Source organism: Streptomyces sp. R11, from assembly GCF_041051905.1.
Lineage (GTDB): Bacteria > Actinomycetota > Actinomycetes > Streptomycetales > Streptomycetaceae > Streptomyces.
This window is the reverse complement of sequence record NZ_CP163432.1, coordinates 6930220-6946745: the sequence shown is the minus strand read 5'-3', so window position 1 is coordinate 6946745 and position 16526 is coordinate 6930220. Positions and strand designations below refer to the sequence as shown.

The window sequence follows — 16526 nt, the reverse complement described above, 5'->3', positions numbered from 1 at the left end:
GGTCTGCGGGGTGCTCGCGCTGATCGTGCGGCGGGCGAGGTCGCTGGCCCGCCTCGGCCTGTGCGCTATTTCGTCGTGAGCGAGCCGGGCTCCTGGGTCAGGGGCATCGTGCTGCCGCTCACGCAGGGCGCGGTGATCCACGGGCAGGGCATGGCAGGCATCTCCCTGTTCTTCACCGGCGGCAGCGACCGGCTCGACTGGTACTCCCACGTGAGCATGCTGCTGGCGGCCGGGCTGCTCGTACTGTTCGTGCTGTTCGTGCTGTTCGTACGGCGGCTCGGGCCCGCGACGGTTCTGCCGTGGTGCGCGTTCTTTCTGGCGACGCGGTCCCGGGACGGCTACTACCTGCTGATGACGCCGCTGTGGCTCGCGGCCGCGGTCACCGCGCCGGCGTCGGAGTTCGCCGGCGCCTGGCAGCCCCGGCTGCGGGCCCTGTCCCGGCGCCCGGCGCGCATCGCGGCGCCCGTACTCCTGCTCACCCCGGCACTGGCGAGCACGGCATGGGCGGCCACGGGGACGCCTCTGCGGCACATGCGGGTGACGTCGGTGCGGTGGGCGACCCCAACTGCCGTATCCGGTCTGGATGTCGAGGTCACCAAGTCGGACGCCGACGCCTCGCGCCCCACTTCGCGCTCACCACCGGCCAGGGCATGAACCAGTACTGGACGGCCGTACGGGGTCCCGCCACGCTGCCCGCGCACGCGACGGCGCGGTATGAACTCCGGCCGCCCGCGGGGCGGTTCGCCCTCCCCCGCCGTCCGGGCGTACGGATCCGGCTGCGGGCCTTCACGGCCGTACCGCAGACGTTGTCGAGCGCCGACGTCAGGCTGCGGCCGTCCGCGTGAAGCGGAGCGTGGTGGCGATCGTCGTGAGGCCGCGCATCATGCCGAGCTGGTTCCAGCTCATGCCGAAGTGCTCGCGGTCCACGGTGAATTCGGCGTCCAGGGTGAGCGACCGGTCGTCGGCGCCGACGAGGCGGCCGGTGAAGGAACTGGGCCGGCTGATGCCCCGGACGGTGAGCTGACCGACGACGTGCACGCCGTCGCCGTCGCGAAGCTCGGCGCTGCGGACCGCGAAAGTGATCTCGGGGTGGTTGGCGGCATCGAGGAAGTCGGCCGAGCGCAGGTGCTCGTCGCGCTTGGCGTTGCGGGTGTCCAGGGAGGCGGCGTCCAGGGTGATCGTGCCGACGGCGGAGCCGTCGGGCCGCACCTCGCCGTTGCCGGCGACGGCGGCGAAGGCGCCCTTCACGGTGACCAGGCCCCAGAACGTCCTGTGCCGGACGGCGACGGTGGAGGTGGTGCTGTCGAGCTGCCAGGTTCCGGTTTCGACGGCGACGGTCATGATTTCTCACTCCTGATCATCGGGACTTGGTGCTGTAGTCCAAATTTGGATGACATCACGCTAGCCGATACTCCAAATTTGAACAACAGCTACACTCGAATCCATGGCCGACATCCCCGACTGCCCCTCCGCGTCCGGCGACGGACTCCTGCCCGCCGAGTTGCACGCCTGGATGCTGATGCTGGCCGCGACGGGGGCCGTCGAGCAGGAGCTGCGCTCGGTCGTCAAGGAGCGGCTGGACGTCTCGCACGACGAGTTCCTGGTCCTGTGCCTGCTCGCCGCGGACCCCGGCCAGGCCCTGCGCATGACGCGGATCGCCGAGCTCCTGGGCCGCCCCAAGACACGGCTCACCTACCAGATCGCCTGCCTCCAGCACGCCGGCCTCGTCGCCCGCAAGTCGGTGTGCGGCGACAAGCGGGGCGTCGAGGTCGCCCTCACCGAGAAGGCACGGACCCTGCTCAAGGAGGCCTCCGGGGTCCTCGCCCAGACGGTCAAGGAGGCGCTGGCACGGTTCATGGGTCCCACCCAGCGCGAGGCGATGTGCGCGCTCATGCCCGACTTCGCCGTGGAGGCGACGCCGGAGTAGCCCGCGAGTGGGCGCCGGTGCGGCTGTCCAAGTCACGCAGCGGCGCCCGGTTGCTGCGGGTAGGGCGGGTGGGAGCACGGCTCCGGCCACGGCGCCGAACGTTCCTCAGGGAGCCGGCGTCATAGCGGTAGCCGTCTTCGAAGGGACCGCCGCCATGACCGCCGTATCCCGCCCTGCCCGTGCCGTGTTCAGTGCCTCACTGGTCGGAGGGCTGCTCTGCGCGGTCGCCGCGTGCGGCGCGGAGACAGGGAAGGGCGCTTCGGCTCACAGCCGGACCAGCTGGCGGGAGCCCGCCGCCTACACCTACACGCTCCGCTCCGGCGAGGGGGAACGGGCCCTGATCGGCACCTTCCGGATAACCGTCCGCGACGGCGCCGTGGTCAGGACGGTCGGCCTCGACGACAGCGGCCGACGCGTGACGGAGGACATCCCCGACGCGGTGCCCACCCTCGGGGAACTCCTGAAGGAACTGGAGCAGGCACGACAGGACGGCGCGGACAAGGCCGAGGCGCAGTACGCGGCGGACGGTCACCCCGTGCGGATCTCTCTGGACTGGGAGGAGCACGCGATCGACGACGAAGCGCTCTATGTCATCAGCGCGTACCGGCCGATCGGCGACTAGGGGCACAGCAAGTGCAGGGGCAGGGGCAGCGTTCACGCACTCGCATCGCGTATCGGTCACAACTGAGCTGGTCAGTCTTACTACGCCAGCTGGCCCATCGCCATGAGCGCCGCCACCCGGCTGAGGGACATGGTCGAGGCGCGGAACACCGACACCCGACCACCGACGACCTCGCCGAACTCGACGCCGTGCCCGCCCCGCGGGGCGGCTGCTACCCCTGAGCACCAGGAGAGACCTCATGCGAGCAACGCTCATGTACGGCGCCGGCGACGTCCGCGTCGAGAACGTGCCGGACCCGGAGATCCAGAACCCCACCGACGCCGTCGTACGCGTCACGGCCTCCTGCATCTGCGGCAGCGACCTGTGGCCGTACGCCCAGATGCCGGCAACGCCTCAGGGTCGCCGTATGGGGCACGAGTTCCTCGGCGTGGTCGAGGACGTCGGCTCGGAGGTGTCCGGGTTCAAGCGCGGGGACGTGGTCGTGGCGCCCTTCGTGTGGGCCGACAACACCTGCGACTTCTGTCGTGACGGGCTGCACACCTCCTGCCGCCACGGCGGCCAGTGGGGCTCGGACGGCGTCGACGGCGGCCAGGGCGAGGTCGTGCGCGTGCCGCAGGCGCAGGGAACGCTGGTGAAGCTGCCGGTGGCCGAGGACTCGACGCTGGTGCCCTCCCTGCTCACGCTCTCCGACGTGTACTGCACCGGCCACCACGGCGTGGTGACCTCGCGGGTCGGGCCGGGGAAGTCGGTGACGGTGATCGGCGACGGGGCGGTCGGCCTCGGCGCCGTCCTGGCCGCCAAGCGGCTCGGCGCCGAGCAGATCATCCTCATGGGCCGCCACCGGGGCCGCACCGACCTCGGCCGCGAGTTCGGCGCCACCGACGTCGTCGCCGAGCGCGGCGACGAGGGCATCGAGCGGGTACGGGAGTTGACCGGCGGCGACGGCACGCACGCGGTCGTGGAGGCCGTCGGCGCCGAGCAGTCGATGCACACGGCCCTCGGCATCGTCCGCGACGGCGGCGCCATCAGCCGCCTCGGGGTGGCCCAGTACACGGACGTGCCGCTCGGGATGGACACGATCATGAAGAACATCACCGTGACCGGCGGCGTCGCTCCGGCTCGCGCCTACATCGAGGAACTTCTGCCGGACGTGCTGGACGGCACGGTCGAGCCGGGTCGCGTGTTCGACCGCACCATCGGCGTCGACGACGTACCGGACGGCTACCGGGCGATGGCCGACCGCAGTGCGCTCAAGGTCCTGATCCGGCCCTGAGGCGGCCCTGAGGCGGCCCTCGCATCGACGGCAGATGCGCGCTGTGCCGCTGGAAGATGACGGCTTTGGTGACCGCTTGGAGGAGGTTCGCGCGGATCAGTGCGGACCACAGGGCGGTGAGCCCGCCCGCCTCGGCCACCGGGACCGCGCTCAGGCACAACAGCCGAGGAAGACGCCGGTGGACACCAGGCTCGGGAAGGTCCGCTTCAGCCCGAGCATGCCGACGCCGACGATGTCCCGCACAGCATCCGCCGAAGCCGCAGGTCAGCCGCGCTTCCCGGTGGAAGATCCGCGCGCGGGAGATCCGCGACGACATGCATGCACGCACCCTGCGGCCCGACCGACCGCACGTTGGCCGTCAGTCGGGCCGTTGGGTGCGGTTCTCGTGAGCCAGGCCGTCCGGGCGGGCAGACGTGCGCGGGCGGAGGGGAAGGACCAGAGCCCGCAGCAGCACAGGGGCCGACGGCCGCAGGACCATGGGATCCGACGGCCGACGGACCGCCCCGATGTCGTGCCATCCCCACGACAGGAAGGCGTCGAAGACCGGAGCGTCGGCTTGGTCGACCAGTGTCGCCCCGAGCGAGGCGTGGTGGTCGGCGAGCAGCCGTTCCTGAAGCCTGCGGGCGAGGCCGTGGTCGTCCGTATGGGGATGCACCACGATCTCGGTGATCGCGAAGACGTGCCCGGACGCGGTGAGCTGTTCGATGCCCTGCGGAAGGGGCCCGTCGAATCCCCTCCACCAGGTCCCCTCCCGCGGTACGGGGAATCCGTAGGCACACCCGGCGAAGGCCGTGTCCTCCGCGATCAGCAGGGCGAATCCGGGCCGCCGGATGTCGTCGGCGAGCCTCCGCAGAAAGGCCTGCCGGCCTCGGTATCCCTGGCCTGGCTGCGCGCGTGAGGACTCCACGTACAGATCGGCCAGGTCCTCCCGCAGCGTCTCGGCCTGCCAGCGGTTCAGTCGGCGCAGACGTACCGCGTGGGCGGGAGGCGATGTGCTTCCCCCGCCCCCTGGCGGCACCCGGCGGGGCGGGCCCGTCACGGTGCACCGCCCGCGGCAGCGGGAAGCCGGCGTGACGGTGGTCGAACCGCGTGGAGCTCATGGAGCAGGAACCCGGAGCCGGTGATCTCGATGATGCGGGCCAAGGTCGGTGGCGGATAGTGCAGTCGGAGGACGGTTCCGGCATCGGTGGCGAGCTGCGATGCCTTGAGGAAGGTGCTGAGTCCGCTGGCGTCGCAGAAGGTGACCGCCGTCAGATCGACGTCGGCGGTGCGGATGCCGTCGCGCAGGCATGCGGCCAGTGCGGCGCGCACGAGCGGGGCGGTGGTGAAGTCGATCTCACCTGCGAGGGTGATCAGCGCGCGAGTGGTGCGGTCGTGCCGGTGGACGTTCAGTTGTGGGTGGGGCACGGCTCCTCGGTTCTGACTGCGAAGTGCCCGTCGGGGAGTGCCGCGTCGCGGGGTCGGTCCGGCCCTCGCGGCGTGCTGCCGATACGGGGAGGGGAGGTACGCGGTAGCAGGTGAACGGCCGGTCCGGCAGCCTGGGTTGGCGAGCGCGGCGACGGATGGCGGATCGGTCGTCCGGGACGCGTGCCATGGGATCGGACGGAAGGTCCGCGCCCGGCGCGCATCGTGTCCTGCAGGGGTGCCGCCCGAGACCCGGGCGGCACCGTCGGAAGCCTGATCAGCGGACCGGGCCGGCCGGGGGCGGAGAATCAGTCGGCCGGCCGGCGATCAGCCTCGGGTGGACTGCTCATCGGTCTCCTTGGCTGTGTGCCGTCCCCGGACCCGGGCAGCCCGGGCTCGGGGGCACAGGACACGGGAAGACCCCGGCCTGTCATGTGCGGTGAGGCGGCCGGGGTCCTGGGCTGCGGACGGTGTTTTCAGTTGTGTCGGTGCGGTCAGTTCGTTCGGCTCGGTCTGTTCGTCCGGCTCGGGCCGTTCGCACGAGGGGGACGGCGGCCTGCGGTGCCGCTCGCTCCCGCCCGGCCGTGGGCCGTCCGCGGAGCCAACGGGTCCGGTCCCGGGATCGGCATCCCGGAACGGCCGTAGTGGAAGGCGGCCGTGCCGTCACTGTGCTGCAAGTTGAGCAAGTGGATGAGGAGCACCCCGAAGGCGATCACCGCGAAGGTCACGACCACGATCACGAATGTCTGCATGGTCCTCACCTCGCCATCGGCTGCTGCGGCAGCGCTGCGGTCACGGTCGGGATCCGGGGACGTGCGGCCGGATCGCGGGCCTCGTGGCCTCCTTCGGAGTCCCAGACCGCTTCCACGGTCCGGTCCGTCTCGGACACCGTCCGCAGGCGCGCCGCCTCCTCCATCAACCGGCTCGCGGTCGACGTGCCCAGTGGGTCGCTCGCGGCGGCCATCAGCCAGGCGGCCGAGACGGGAGTCGTCTGCGGCGGGACCACCAGGAGGTTCCAGCGGCCCGTGCGGTACGAGAGCAACAGCAGTTCGTGGGGGTCCTGCTCGGCCAGGAACCAACCCACCTTCACCACGTGCCCGGCGACGGGCACCTTGCGCGGAACGACCGGCCAGTGGACGGGATTCACCGTGACCCGCGTGATCCGCCCCCACAACGGATCCAGTACGGCCGTCAGGGCGGGGAGTTCGGACTCGAGATCGCGGGAGCGCGGCCACCAGGCGCCGTCCAGCAGAGCCGGTGCGGGGCCGGTGGGAGCGAGCGACAGACGGAGAGAGGACGAGGAGAAAGCACGGTCATCGGCTTCGGCTGTCGGCGGGAGGGAAATGGTCGCAGTCATGACGCGAACCCTGCCCCGGGCCGGTCATGACCGGCCCGGCGTATTCAATCGCCGAAAACGACACGAGCTGGAAGCCTGTGCGCGAAATATCCTCGGTGACTTCAGCCTACTCCTCGAACAGACCCAACGGACCGAACGGCCAACGGAGAAACAGTCCCATGCGTCCCGGCACGAGGCCGGCGCCCCAGAGGCAACAGTCCGAACGGGCCGTGTGCACCCGGCAGTGGAAGGGGATGATCGGCATGGCCCGCGAGCGACGTCTGGCCGAGATCTCGAAGTGCTCGACATGTCGGCGGCTGCGACCCTGCTCGCGGACGCCGACGGCGGAGTAGCGTGAAGTCATCGGGAGCACTTCGTACATCGGCTCCGATGCCGGTGCCGTTCCCGTTGAGCGACCACACCGGGCAGCTGTTCTCGCGCAGGAGTCCGGAGACGGGTTTGCGCGATGTCCGCGATCACCTCTCACCCCCCGCTGCGGGCCGTTCCCTTCAGGGCCCCGACCGCGCGCCTCTCGTTGAGATCCGAGAGCCCTTCTGGAGGGCCCACCGAGTTGGACGGCGCCTGGTGGCCCCGTTCACGTGACCTGCCGAGCGAGCTCTCCGCCTTGGCGGACGTGCTGGATCCGCTGTGGGGGCGGATCACCCGTATCGCGGTCAGCCCCCGCCACTGGCCGATCCTCCCGCCCCGGATCTTCGTCAACGGCCATGTGGTGAAGGTCGGTTGGTTCACCTCCGAGCTGGATCCGCACGGGATCACTCTGCTGTCCTACACCGCGGGCCGATGGGACCTTCTGGTGATCCCCCCGGAGACCGGCGCCTCCTCGGCCGCCCGGCTGATGGCCGCCGCGAGTGCGGACACCGGTCCGCAGACCACCGCGACCGCGCTCATGACGGCGGAACGGGCCCGTCACGCACGGGGGGCGACGGCCGGGGAGGGCGGGAGCGGCCGTGCCCTCTCGGCCCAAGGCCGGAATCGGCAACGGGCAGTCGGGATGTGACTGCACGCACAACGCGTCGCGCCGCGGCCGGGCAGCGCAGGGGCGGGGTCCCGTCACACGGGATCTCCGGCGGCGGCCGCCATGAGCGGCTCCGCGGCCTCCTCAGTCGTATCCGGAGGCACGACCAGCAGGTCCCAGCGCCCCCGGCCGGGGGCGAGCAGGACGATCGTGTGCGGGGCGGATGCCGCAACGGTCCTGCGCAGGCGTACGACCTCGTTGGAGACCAGCATCCGGCCGGGCACCGCGGACCACGTCGCGCCGTTGACGGTGACGCTGGTGACGTGGCCCCATGTGCGCGGCAACCCGGCGAGCAGCCGGGGGAGTTCGACGAGCAGGTCGTACGAGCGAGGCCACCACGCTCCGTCGATGGCCCGGGGCATGCCGCCGTGGGGGGCCAGGCGCATGCGCAGGAGGGGGTGGGAGGGAAGCGGGGGTTGCAGTGCGGTGGTCATGAACGCTCCTGTCGACTGCCGTGCCGCGGAAGGGTGGGGGTGGAGGGTGGAGCGGGGGAGGCGCGCGGCTGGTGTCAGGCGCGGCGGGCCGCAACCCGGTCCGCCGTCGGCCAGCGCACGTCGTGCACCCAGCCGAGGCGTTCGAGAAGCCGGATGACGGCTGCGGAGGGGTCGAGCTGGCCGCGGTCGACGCCGTGGCGTACGCAGGTGGGGTCGGCGTGGTGGAGGTTGTGCCAGCTCTCGCCGAAGGAGAGCAGGGCGAGGGGCCACAGGTTCGTGGCACGGTCGTGGCGCCGGGTGCGGAACGGGCGCTCACCGATCAGGTGACAGAGCGAGTTCACGCTCCAGGTGACGTGGTGGAGCAGCGCGATGCGCACAAGTCCCGCCCACAGCAGGGCGGTTACGCCATACACCCACGTACCGCCGATGGCCCAGCCCACCGCGAACGGCAGGGCGAGCGTGAGGACACACAGCGCCGGGAAGGCGCGGGCGACGGCACGGATGTCGCGGTCGGCCAGGAGGTCGGGAGCGTAACGCTCCGGCGGCGTCCGGTCGTTGCGGAACAGCCAGCCGACGTGCGCGTGCAGCAGCCCGCGCAACTGGCCGCGCAGATGCGTGCCGTAGCGGTAAGGCGAGTGCGGGTCGCCGGGCCGGTCGGTGAACGCGTGGTGGCGCCGGTGGGTGGCGACCCAGCCGATGACGTCGCCCTGGAAACTCATCGACCCGGCCACCGCGAGCGCGATGCGCACGGGACGGACGGCCCGGTAACCGCCGTGGGTGAGACCACGGTGGAAGCCGACGGTGACGCCGAGACCCGTGATCGTGTAGAGGACGACCGCGAGCACGATGTCGGCGGGATGGATGAGGCTGCCCCACAGCAGCCAGCCCAGCAGGCCGAGCGCCACGAACGGCAGGACGACGATCGCCGCCGTCACCGTGACGTACAGCCGCTCACCGCCTGCGCGCGCGGGCGCCGGGCCGTCGGGCGGGAAGGGGGACGTCCCGTCGTAGCCCTGGGGCGGCGGGGCGGGGTCCGACGGCGTGACCGCCGTGGAGGTGCTCGGACTGAGCGGCATACGTGACTCCTCGGCCTGGATGCGGATGGCGCGGCCGGGGTCACGGGCTGCCCATATGGGACGGGGGCGTGCTGCGGAAGGCACCTGGTGCGGTGAACTCCGGAAAACGAGACGACGGTCCGGACCGGTCAGAATTCCGGCATACGAAAAGCCCTCGTCCCGTCCACCGTACTCCCGCCTGTGCGACCACCGCGTCTGTTTCGGAAGCGGCATCGCGTTCACCCGGACAGGGCCCCCGATGAAACCCACTGGTCGTGGGCAGGTACTCGGGCCGGCACGGGTGGTGGCAACCATGGCGACACTGCACCAGCGGAAGAGCTACCGCGAAGCGATCATGAAAATCCTGTACGAGGGCATGGAGGGCAGAGGCCTTCCTGACGCTTCCGGGGCCAAGCTGCGTGACGATCTGGCAATCCCTGAGCAGGACCTGGCCGCGGCCTGCACTTATCTGGTGGGCGAAGGACTTGTCACGGTCCGCTGGGCCCATGGGGACACACCCGCGACGGTCACGCTGACACATCAGGGAATACGGCTGATGGAGGCCGAGGAGGAGGATCGCGGCTGACCCGGCGGGGCCCAACGCCAGAGGGTCGGAACGGAACGCCTCGTCCACCGGGACGGAGGTGGGCGAGCGAGAGCTCGTGTCGGCCGTGCGAGCCGGTTCCCGTCAGGGGACCATCGGTACTGATGTGTCGGTTCCCCCTGATGCGCCCGCGATCTTCGGTGGGAGGCTGCCATGGCTGGAGGGCGGCGTGGTGAAGGATGCGGTGCCCGGTGCGGGAGGTGAGGGGCAGTCGTGGCCGGCGGCCGAGCCGGACTTCTGGCGGCAGGTCGTCGAGCAGCTGAGCACAGCCCTGATGGTGGTGGATCCAGCCGGCCGGATCCTCGCGGTCAACTCGGCCGCGGAACGGCTGCTGGGCCGAGCCACCCGCGCGATACGCGGGAAGGACGCGCACGGGCTGCTGCACCGGGACACGGACGGCGGCACGCTCCTGCGGGAGCAGTGCCCGCTGCTCCGGGCGCTGGCCGAGGGGACCGCCGCGCGCGGGGAGGGCGACAGCTACGTGCGCGGTGACGGTCGCCTGGTCACGATCTCGTGGTCCGCTTCGCCCCTGACGGACGGCGGCTCGTTCAAGGGCATGGCCGTGCTGTTCACCGACATCACCGGCGACCGCAGCACGCGCCGGGAGCGTGCGGCCTATACGAGTGCTCTGGAGGACCTCAACGAGCGGCTGACGCTGGTCGCGGAGATCACCGACGTCCTGGGTCAGACCCTGGAGACCGACGATGCCCTCGTCCGGCTGGGCCGCCTTCTGGTTCCCCGCCTCGCCGACTGGGCGGCGGTGGACCTCCGGACCGGTTCCGGGCAGGTCCACCGGGTGGCGGTGACCGGCCCCGCGGGCCGGGACGCCAGGCTGGAGGGCGGGCGCGAGCGTCTTCCCGAGACCGGGGAGGCGGACCGCTCAGATCTTGTCCAGGTGTTGCACGGAGGTGATCCCGTACTGCAGAACGCGCACGACGCGCAGCACGAGACGGAGACGACCGCATCGCCCGGCTCTCCCCTGGCCGCCGCCCACAGCGACTTCCTGCGGACTGTGGGTGCGACGTCCGCCATCACGGTGCCGCTGGGCTCCAGTCAGCAGATCACCGGCGCCCTGACGGTGGTGCGCACCGATCCGGCGCACCCTTTCGATACCGCCGACCTGGAGGTGGTGAGTGACATCGGCCGCCGGGTCGGTCTGGTCATCGACAACGCACAGCGGTTCGGCCGCCAGCGCGCCGTCGCCGAGGCCATGCAGCGCAACCTGCTCGCCCCGCTGCCCCAGCCCGGCCGTCTGCGGCTGGCCGCCCGCTACCAGCCCGCCCCCGCCGGCTCCCAGGTCGGCGGCGACTGGTACGACGCGTTCGAGCTGAAGGACGGCACGCTCGCGCTGGTCATCGGCGACGTCGTGGGCCACGACCTGACCGCGGCCGCCGGTATGGCCCAACTGCACGGCATCCTGCGGTCCTTGGCCTGGGACCACACCGGACCGCCCGGCGCCGTCGTCGACCGCCTCGACGACGCCATGCCCGCCATCACCACCGTCCCCATGGCCACCCTCGTCCTCGCACAGGTCGAGGGCCACCCGCACACCGGCCCATGGACACTTCACTGGACCAGCGCCGGACATCCGCCGCCTCTCCTCCTGCCCCCCGGCGGAGACGCTCAGTACCTCGAAGCCGGACAGGGACTCGTCCTCGGCGCCCCCGTGCACGACGTCGGGGGCCGGCCGGACGCCACGCACCCCCTGCCGCCGGGTTCCACCCTGCTGTTCTACACCGACGGGCTGATCGAGATCCCCGGCAGCGACCTCGACAGCGGCCTGGACCGGCTGCGTCGCCACGCCCTCGCGCTCGCCCACACACCGCTGGACACGCTGTGCGACCAGCTGCTCGCCCGCATGCCGCCCGGCAGCACCGACGACGTGGCCCTGCTCGCCCTGCGTCTGCCGGAGCTGTGACGGAGGACGCCATCAGTGAGCGGCGAGCGCCCGCGGCGTGCCCTGGGAGGATCCCCCGACTTCACCAACTCCGGCGCCAGAAACGGCCGGAGATCTCCGAGAGCCACAGCGCCCGCTGGACCTCGTACTCGACCGGCTCGGACAGTAGGCAGCCCACGTCACAGGGCAACGATCCTCATGCGTCCAGACCACCGCGCTGACGAACTGGCTCGCGATGACGTTCCGCTGGATCTCGTTCGTCCCCTCGCCGACGATCATCAGCGGGGCGTCACGGAAGTAGCGTTCGACGCCGAACTCGGTGGAGTAGCCGTAACCGCGTGGATGCGCACGGCGTTGAGGGCGATCTGCATGGCGGTCTCGGAGGCGAACAGCTTCGCCATCCCTGCCTCGCTAGCCGAGTTTGGGCAGGTGAGCGTCGAAGTGACTTCTCACCTTCCCCGCGAAGACCTGGGCAGAAGGTCCCTCATCCCACACGCCATCAACAGAACTTCAGGTCAGAGGCGTTCGTCAGTCGCGTGACTGGCTCCACCGCTGACACCGGTCCCCCGCGTCTCGGGGGAACCCCGACGCCGGACTTCCTCCTTCCTCCCGACCAGGGCCAGCGACCCGACGGTGACCGCTCCGAACACCGAGGAGCGGTGGGTCGCCGGCGTGCGGGCTGAGCCATTCACCAGGACCTGGCGATCAAGTCGGCCATGGCGAGCAGTCCGACCGCGGCGATCGTGCCCCGCAGGGCCACCGGCGACAGCAATCGGCCGTACCGGGATCCGAGCAAACCCCCGACCGTCGACCCTGCCGCGACGATCCCGGCAACGTACCAATCGACGCTGGTGACGCTGACGAAGACCATCGCCGCCACCAGATTCACCGTCAGCGCCAGGGCATTCTTGACGGCGTTCAGGCGCTGCAGGTCCTCGGTCGTCAGTGCGCCGAGCAGTCCGATGAGAACGACACCCTGTGCGGCCCCGAAGTAGCCTCCGTAGATGCCGGTGCCGAACACGCCGAGCCAGAGCCCCGTACCGCCGCGTCGGCGTTCGGCCGCCAGTCGGCGGGCCAGGATGGGCTGCAGGATCACCAGTGCACAGGCCGTACCGATCAGCACCGGCACGATCCTCTGAAACCAGGCGGACGGCAGGCAGAGCAGCAGCAGGCTGCCGATCAGCGCGCCGCCGCAGGCAGCAGCCGCGAGCCGCAGGAGGAGCGGGCCCTGTCCGGTGAGCTCCCGGCGGTAGCCGTACACCGCGCCGCCCATACCCGGCACGAGCCCGACATTGTTGGACACCGTTGCCAGGATCGGCGGGTAGCCCATCGCGATCAGCGCGGGGAACGTGATCAGCGAACCCGAGCCGACCACCGCGTTGACGGCACCCGCTCCCGTGGCGGCGATCGTCAGCAGTCCGAAATCCCATCCGTCCACGCCTACTCCGAACCTCTCATGGCAGCCGCAGATCCGGTTCCGCACCGAGTCGGCTGCGGCTGAACAGCAGGGCGGGCTCCTCCGACAGCAGGCCGAATGTCTGTACTGCGCCGACGAGGATGGTGTGGTCGCCGGCCGGATAGGTGGATTCGACCACACAGTCGAAGTAGGCGATCCCGCCGAGCAGCACCGGCGAACCGGTGCACGGGGCGGGCGCGTGGGGGACGTCGGAGAACGCGGCGCTGCCCCGGGTCCGGACCGGGTCCGCGAACGACCGGGCCGTCGGCTCCTGGAGGGAGCTGAGCACGGTCACCGCGAACCCGTCGCCGGACAACACCTGACGGGTCGTTCGGGAGCCGGTCGCGAGTACCGCCAGGACCAGCAGCGGGTCGAGCGACACGGTGGCGAACGCGTTCACCGTCATGCCGTGGAGCTCCTGGTCCCGGACGCAGGTCAGCACGGTCACCCCGGTGGGAAACCGGCCGGCCGACCGCCGGAACTCACTGGACGGGTGTTCCGGCAGCCGCACGCGGTCCGCACTCTCGGTGCGGGTCATCGGCTGTCTTTCGAGGCAGCCGCCCGGAGTGAGTCGAGGAGACCGAAACCCGCCACGACCTTGTCCCGGTTCACCCCGAAGTCGATGAGGCAGGCGATCTCGTCGACATCGGCCTTGCGGACCCGCTCGACGACGTCGATGGCCTTCTCGACGGTGCCGAGAAGACCGCCTTCGTCGAAGTACCGCTCGAAGGAGCGCTCAACGAGGGCGTCGAAGTGCCGGGGGCTGAGCGTTTCGGGGTCGATCCGCCGGCCCTTCGCGCCGGAGCTCATGGTCAGCCCGGCGAAGCTGCGGAGGTAGGCGGACAAGGGTGCCCGGACCGTCTCCTTGGCGACGGCCTCGTCCTCGTGCAGGTACGCGTGGAGCATGAGGACGACGTGCCCGCGGTCCTGCTCCGAACCGGACTGGGCCGCGTACTCCTCGCGGTAGAGCGCGACCTTGTCGGACAGTTCTTCCAGGCTCTGCCCGACGAGGTGGGTCAGCAGTCCGGCCCGTGCGCGACCCGCCGCCCGGAACGTCTCGGGGCCACCCGAACTCGTGATCCAGACCGGCAGTTCGGCTTGTACGGGACGCGGATAGGACCGCACACGCTGCGGTTCGCCCGCACCGTCGACGACGGACACCGAGCCGCCGCGCCACAGCTCGCGCACCTCCTCGACGGTCGTCTCCAGTTTCGCCTTGCGGTCCGTGAAGTTCTCCGGACGCAGTGCGAAGTCCTGCGGATGCCATCCCGAGGCGAACGACACCCCGACCCGGCCGCCGGAGAGGTTGTCGACCACCGACCACTCCTCGGCGATGCGGACCGGATGGTGCAGCGGTGCCACCACACTCCCCGCGCGGATGGCGACCCGCTCGGTGGCGACCGCGACGGCCGCCCCCAGCACGGACGGATTCGGGTAGATGCCGCCGAACTCGTGGAAGTGCCGCTCCGGTGTCCACACCGCGGTGAAGCCGTGGGTGTCGGCGAACTTCGCCCCTTCGAGCAGCAGACCGTACCGGTCCGTCGAGTCGGCCTCCGCCTCCTGCTCGTTGGCGAAGTAGAACAGACTGAAATCCATGGTCTTGCCGTCCTCCGTCAGATGTCGAGGGTCACGTCGTAGGCCGACAGCCAGCGGTTGAGCCAGAGCGCCATCTCCAGCCCGCCGCGGCTGTAGGGGAGGCTCGTCGCGCTCAGCGACCGGTCCATGACCTTGCCGACCTTGGCGCGGTCCAGGAGCGGGTGGACCGGTGCGTTCGGGTCGGCGAGCACCTCGGCCATCTCGGCCCGCAGCGCGGCTTCGTATCCCGGATCCTGCGTCGCCGGATACGGCGTCTTCTTCCGCTCCAGGATCGATGCCGGCAGCAGGTCCCGGGCGGCCGCGCGCAGCAGGCTCTTCTCCTGGCCGTCGAACGTCTTCATCTCCCACGGCGTGTTGAAGACGTACTCGACCAGGCGGTGGTCGCAGAACGGCACGCGGACCTCCAGGCCGACCGCCATGCTCATGCGGTCCTTGCGGTCGAGGAGGGTCTGCACGAACCGCGTCAGGTTGAGGTACGACACCTTGCGCATCCGCCGGTCGACGTCGCTCTCGCCCGGCAGCACGGGCACCTCGGCCACGGCGTCGGCGTATCGGTCGGCCCGGTACCCGGGTATGTCGAGCTTCTCCCGCAGGCCGCCGTCGAGCAGCGACGTGCCACCGAAGTACCGGGCGGATCCGGAGGTGAGCCACGGGAACGTGGTCGCGTCGACCGCCTCCGGGCGGTGGAACCAGAGGTAACCACCGAACAGTTCGTCGGCGGACTCGCCCGAGAGCGCCACCGTCGAGTGCCGGCGGACCGCCCGGAACAGGAGGTAGAGCGACGGCCACATGTCGCCCCAGAACGCCGGCGGTACGTCGGTGGCTCGGAGCACGGCCGCCCGGACCGCCGGATCGGACAGCTCGGCGCTGTCCAGCAGGATCTCTCGGTGATCGGTGCCGACGTGCGCGGACAGGTCGCGCACGAACGGCGCGTCGGCGGCGCCGCGCACCGCGTCGGGTTCGAAGCTGTCGGTCGAGCCCTTGAAGTCCACGGAGAACGAGTTCACGCGGCCGCGGCCGTCGCGCTCCAGGACCTGGGCGGCGATCGCCGTGATCGTCGAGGAGTCCAGTCCGCCGGAGAGCAGGGTGCACACCGGCACGTCCGAGATCAGCTGCCGGCCGACGATGTCCTCGAGCAGGTCCCGGACGTTCGAGATGGTCCGGTCGCGGGTGTCGGTGTGCGGTGCCGCTTCGAGCGCCCAGTAACGGGACTTCTTGAGGCCCGTCGCGTCGACTCGGATGACCTCGCCCGGAAGGACCTCGTGCATGCCGCTGAACACGGCGGCCCCGGGGGTCTTCACCATGTCCAGGGCCTCGCACAGGCCGACCCGGTCGACGGTCCGGCGTGCCTGCGGGTTCGCCAGGATCGCCTTGGGCTCCGAACCGAACAGGAGCCCGCCCGGGGTGGGGTAGTAGTAGAGCGGCTTCACGCCCATCCGGTCCCGGACGAGGACGAGCTCCTGGCGCACCGCGTCCCAGATGCCGATGGCGAACATGCCGTTGAGGTGGCGGGCGAAGTCCACGCCCCACTGGAGGTAGGCCCGCAGGACGACCTCGGTGTCGCTGTTCGTCCGGAACGTGTGGCCGTGCGTGCGGAGCTCCGCGCGGAGCTCACGGTAGTTGTAGACCTCGCCGCAGAAGGTGAGGGCCGCGAGCGGGCGATCACCGTCGTGATCGGCGACCATCGGCTGCTTGCCGCCTTCGAGGTCGATGATCGACAGCCGCCGGTGTCCCAGCGCGATCGGACCGGAGATCCACATTCCCTCCTCGTCCGGACCGCGGCATTCCATGGTCTGGGTCATCTTCCGTACGAGCTCGTGATCGCGTTCGAGCCCGCGTTGACGGTCGAACCATCCGGTGATTCCGCACACGTCGTGTGTTCTCCG

General features: G+C 70.8%; 19 protein-coding genes and 1 pseudogene. 8 read left to right on the top strand and 12 right to left on the bottom strand.

Annotation, left to right across the window (positions count from 1 at the left end):
- Positions 1-75 precede the first annotated feature (75 nt).
- Positions 76-654: a hypothetical protein gene (locus tag AB5J55_RS32040; protein WP_369273938.1), complete on the top strand. Its 579-nt coding sequence runs from the start codon at positions 76-78 to the stop codon at positions 652-654.
- Positions 651-845 carry a hypothetical protein gene (locus AB5J55_RS32035; protein ID WP_369273937.1) on the top strand — a complete coding sequence of 65 codons (195 nt, stop codon included), beginning with the start codon at positions 651-653 and terminating at the stop codon, positions 843-845. Before AB5J55_RS32040 ends, AB5J55_RS32035 begins: the two co-directional genes overlap by 4 nt.
- Here the strand turns inward: AB5J55_RS32035 and AB5J55_RS32030 are convergent.
- Positions 823-1341: a YceI family protein gene (locus AB5J55_RS32030; RefSeq protein WP_369273936.1), complete on the bottom strand. Its 519-nt coding sequence runs from the start codon at positions 1339-1341 to the stop codon at positions 823-825. The two genes, AB5J55_RS32035 and AB5J55_RS32030, sit on opposite strands and share 23 nt — an antisense overlap.
- Before the next feature lie 103 nt (positions 1342-1444).
- Here AB5J55_RS32030 and AB5J55_RS32025 point away from each other — a divergent pair, with 103 nt between their 5' ends.
- The 3 genes from AB5J55_RS32025 to AB5J55_RS32015 all read left to right on the top strand — a co-directional run bounded on the left by AB5J55_RS32025 (position 1445) and on the right by AB5J55_RS32015 (position 3822).
- Positions 1445-1927: a MarR family winged helix-turn-helix transcriptional regulator gene (locus tag AB5J55_RS32025; protein WP_369273935.1), complete on the top strand. Its 483-nt coding sequence runs from the start codon at positions 1445-1447 to the stop codon at positions 1925-1927.
- A gap of 154 nt (positions 1928-2081) precedes the next feature.
- The gene (locus tag AB5J55_RS32020) at positions 2082-2549 is read left to right on the top strand and encodes a DUF6174 domain-containing protein (RefSeq protein WP_369273934.1); all 468 of its coding nucleotides are present in this window, start codon (positions 2082-2084) and stop codon (positions 2547-2549) included.
- Positions 2550-2787: 238 nt separating this feature from the next.
- Entirely contained in the window at positions 2788-3822 is a 1035-nt protein-coding gene (locus AB5J55_RS32015) for an alcohol dehydrogenase catalytic domain-containing protein (RefSeq protein ID WP_369273933.1), read from the top strand.
- Positions 3823-4180: 358 nt separating this feature from the next.
- On the opposite strand, the gene AB5J55_RS32010 is transcribed toward AB5J55_RS32015, so the two are convergent.
- The 4 genes from AB5J55_RS32010 to AB5J55_RS31995 all read right to left on the bottom strand — a co-directional run bounded on the left by AB5J55_RS32010 (position 4181) and on the right by AB5J55_RS31995 (position 6583).
- Complete coding sequence (locus AB5J55_RS32010) at positions 4181-4861, bottom strand: hypothetical protein (RefSeq protein WP_369273932.1); 681 nt, start codon at positions 4859-4861, stop codon at positions 4181-4183.
- Positions 4858-5229, bottom strand: a complete 372-nt coding sequence (locus tag AB5J55_RS32005) for an STAS domain-containing protein (RefSeq protein WP_369273931.1) — start codon at positions 5227-5229, stop codon at positions 4858-4860. Before AB5J55_RS32005 ends, AB5J55_RS32010 begins: the two co-directional genes overlap by 4 nt.
- A gap of 491 nt (positions 5230-5720) precedes the next feature.
- Complete coding sequence (locus AB5J55_RS32000; protein ID WP_369273930.1) at positions 5721-5978, bottom strand: hypothetical protein; 258 nt, start codon at positions 5976-5978, stop codon at positions 5721-5723.
- A gap of 5 nt (positions 5979-5983) precedes the next feature.
- Positions 5984-6583: a DUF5994 family protein gene (locus AB5J55_RS31995; protein ID WP_369273929.1), complete on the bottom strand. Its 600-nt coding sequence runs from the start codon at positions 6581-6583 to the stop codon at positions 5984-5986.
- Between the two features lie 514 nt (positions 6584-7097).
- Between AB5J55_RS31995 and AB5J55_RS31990 the strand changes: the two genes are divergently transcribed.
- Positions 7098-7580: a DUF5994 family protein gene (locus tag AB5J55_RS31990; protein WP_369273928.1), complete on the top strand. Its 483-nt coding sequence runs from the start codon at positions 7098-7100 to the stop codon at positions 7578-7580.
- Positions 7581-7633: 53 nt separating this feature from the next.
- On the opposite strand, the gene AB5J55_RS31985 is transcribed toward AB5J55_RS31990, so the two are convergent.
- Together AB5J55_RS31985 and AB5J55_RS31980 are read right to left on the bottom strand one after the other, a co-directional pair.
- On the bottom strand, positions 7634-8032 hold the full coding sequence (locus AB5J55_RS31985) for a DUF5994 family protein (protein WP_369273927.1): 399 nt from the start codon (positions 8030-8032) through the stop codon (positions 7634-7636).
- A gap of 74 nt (positions 8033-8106) precedes the next feature.
- Entirely contained in the window at positions 8107-9108 is a 1002-nt protein-coding gene (locus AB5J55_RS31980; RefSeq protein WP_369273926.1) for an acyl-CoA desaturase, read from the bottom strand.
- A gap of 292 nt (positions 9109-9400) precedes the next feature.
- Between AB5J55_RS31980 and AB5J55_RS31975 the strand changes: the two genes are divergently transcribed.
- Positions 9401-9673, top strand: a complete 273-nt coding sequence (locus AB5J55_RS31975; protein WP_328878639.1) for a hypothetical protein — start codon at positions 9401-9403, stop codon at positions 9671-9673.
- Positions 9674-9860: 187 nt separating this feature from the next.
- Complete coding sequence (locus AB5J55_RS31970) at positions 9861-11609, top strand: SpoIIE family protein phosphatase (protein ID WP_369273925.1); 1749 nt, start codon at positions 9861-9863, stop codon at positions 11607-11609.
- Between the two features lie 175 nt (positions 11610-11784).
- On the opposite strand, the pseudogene AB5J55_RS31965 reads toward AB5J55_RS31970, so the two are convergent.
- From AB5J55_RS31965 to asnB, 5 genes and pseudogenes are all read right to left on the bottom strand, one after another.
- Positions 11785-11998: pseudogene (locus AB5J55_RS31965) on the bottom strand (acyl-CoA dehydrogenase family protein); the annotation flags it as partial.
- 278 nt (positions 11999-12276) lie between these two features.
- Positions 12277-13026, bottom strand: coding sequence for a sulfite exporter TauE/SafE family protein (locus AB5J55_RS31960; RefSeq protein WP_369273924.1), 750 nt, complete (start codon positions 13024-13026; stop codon positions 12277-12279).
- A gap of 16 nt (positions 13027-13042) precedes the next feature.
- Positions 13043-13582, bottom strand: a complete 540-nt coding sequence (locus AB5J55_RS31955) for a flavin reductase family protein (RefSeq protein WP_369273923.1) — start codon at positions 13580-13582, stop codon at positions 13043-13045.
- Positions 13579-14640: a MupA/Atu3671 family FMN-dependent luciferase-like monooxygenase gene (locus AB5J55_RS31950; RefSeq protein ID WP_369273922.1), complete on the bottom strand. Its 1062-nt coding sequence runs from the start codon at positions 14638-14640 to the stop codon at positions 13579-13581. The genes AB5J55_RS31955 and AB5J55_RS31950 overlap by 4 nt, the downstream gene beginning before the upstream one ends.
- Positions 14641-14657: 17 nt before the next feature.
- Entirely contained in the window at positions 14658-16511 is a 1854-nt protein-coding gene (gene asnB, locus AB5J55_RS31945; protein ID WP_369273921.1) for an asparagine synthase (glutamine-hydrolyzing), read from the bottom strand.
- Between the last annotated feature and the right edge of the window lie 15 nt (positions 16512-16526).